General features: G+C 75.0%; 2 protein-coding genes. Both read left to right on the top strand.

Annotation, left to right across the window (positions count from 1 at the left end; genetic code table 11):
- Positions 1 to 229: 229 nt before the first annotated feature.
- A complete protein-coding gene (gene ppgK / locus NBZ85_RS30670; RefSeq protein WP_261559542.1) occupies positions 230 to 1,099 on the top strand; it encodes a polyphosphate--glucose phosphotransferase in 870 nt (289 codons plus the stop codon).
- 249 nt (positions 1,100 to 1,348) lie between these two features.
- Positions 1,349 to 2,053 (top strand): septation protein SepH (sepH, locus tag NBZ85_RS30665; RefSeq protein WP_261563373.1); only part of this gene is annotated, 705 nt, incomplete at its 3' end.

Below are 2,053 nucleotides of genomic sequence, written 5' to 3'. Positions count from 1 at the left end.
GGCCAGGCCGGGGCGAGTCGCGCCAGGCCGGCCGCCGCGGCCCGGGGGTGCTGGTGGGCGGGCGGGCGGCGCCCGCGGTCACCGGGCCTGCGAGACTTACCTTCCAGCGGTCGATGGACCGGCTCACCCGGTCGCGTGTGCGCGGCGGGCGGGCCGGCCGCGCACGCGACCGCGGGGCCGGCGACGCCGGCCCCACAGGCGGGAACATCGGCGCGGGGAGGGCTCGGCAATGCAGGTCTTCGGAGTTGACGTCGGAGGAAGCGGGATCAAGGGCGCTCCGGTCAACATCGAGGACGGCACGCTGGCCGCGCCCCGGTTCCGGATCCCGACCCCGCAGCCGGCCGAGCCCGCCGCCGTCGTGGCAACCATCGCCGACGTCGTCAACCACTTCGACTGGTCCGGCCCGGTGGGTGTCGCCCTGCCGTCGGTGGTCAAGAACGGCGTGGCGCTGACGGCAGCAAACATCGCACCGTCCTGGATCGGCACCGACATCGTCGGCGTGCTCGCCGATGCCCTCGGCCGAGCCGACACGGATGCCACCTCGGTGCCGGCTCAGTCGGCTGGATCCGGCACTGCGGCGGAGATCACCACGGTGAACGACGCGGACGCGGCGGGGATCGCCGAGATGGCCTTCGGCGCCGGCCGCGACACCGCCGGCCTGGTCATCATGACGACGTTCGGCACCGGCATCGGGACCGCGTTGTTCCTGCACGGACAGCTGGTCCCGAACACCGAGCTCGGGCACCTGGAGATCCACGGACATGACGCGGAGACAAAGGCCTCCGACGCGGCCCGCGAGCGTGAGGACCTGTCGTGGGAGAAGTGGGCCAAGCGGGTCACCCGGTATCTGAACACCCTCGAGGCGCTGCTCTGGCCCGATCTCATCATCATCGGCGGCGGGGTCAGCAAGAAGGCCGACAAGTTCCTCGACCAGTTGGAGCTGCGCACCCGGGTGGTCCCGGCGCAGCTGCAGAACGACGCGGGCATCGTCGGCGCCGCCCTGTCCGGCCTGGCCGATCAGAGCCGCCCTCGCCCGTCGGCCCGCCCGGCGCGCCGGCGGGGCCCGGCGACCCGGCCGCCCGGCGGGCGGCGACCGTAGGGTCATCCGGCCGGCCTGCGGCCCGGACGGACGGGCCCGACACGGTCAGACTGTGCGTGTCGTCCGCCGTCAGCCCGCCAGCCGGCCGTATCGATGGCAGGCTGTCACCTACCGGGACGCACATGCCGAAGGCGGCTTCAGGTGTGTCATGCCGATCTGCCTGCAGGCTCGCCGGCCGACGGGCGCGATGTGCGCTGCGGCCGACCAACCGACCGGGCACGGTACGGCTTCGAGTGAACAGGAGGCGCCATGCGTGAGCTGAGGGCGGTCGCACTCAGCGAGGACGGCGGCTACCTCGTGCTCGCGGACGCAGGCGGCAGGACCGATGGCGAGCAGTTCCGAGTGCCGGTGGACGACCGGCTCCGGGCTGCCCTGCGCGGGATGCGCCGCAGCGAGGCGCGCACCGAAAGCGCGCTGACCCCGCGGGAGATTCAGGCCCGGCTGCGTGCCGGGGAGACCGCCGCGGAGGTCGCCAGGGCCGCCGGCATACCCGTGGAACGCGTGGAACGTTACGAGGGCCCCGTGCTGGCCGAGCGCGCCCGCGTCGTGCAGGAGGCCCGGGCTGCGCTGCTACCCAAGGACCCCGGCGGGGTGCCCGGCCGGCCGCTCGGCGAGGTCGTCGACGCGAGGCTGATCGTCGCGCAGGACAACCCCGCCGCGGCCCAGTGGGACGCCTGGCGCCGCGTCGACGGCATCTGGCTTGTCCAGCTCACCTCGGATAGCCGTTGCGCCCGCTGGACGTGGGATCCGGTCGTGCGCCGGGTGCGCCCCCACGACGACGCCGCCCGGGCCCTGGTCGCTCCGGAGAGCGCCGAGCAGGCGCCCCCGCCCCCGCTCGCACCGCCCGTGCTGCGGGCCGCGGGTCCGGCGCTGACTCTCGTGTCCGACCAGGGGCTGCCGGCCACGCCGGTCCAGCCGGCCGCCGCCGCCCCGTCCCCGGCGGCGCCACCGGAG

It is taken from the genome of Frankia tisae, assembly GCF_025403405.1.
Taxonomy (GTDB): domain Bacteria; phylum Actinomycetota; class Actinomycetes; order Frankiales; family Frankiaceae; genus Frankia; species Frankia tisai.
Note: the sequence above shows the minus strand (reverse complement) of the source record. Positions and strands in the feature narration are given on the sequence as shown.

Excerpts from the sequence above, each read along its gene's own strand:
- ppgK (WP_261559542.1), top strand. The coding sequence starts at position 230 with ATGCAGGTCTTCGGAGTTGACGTCGGAGGAAGCGGGATCAAGGGCGCT.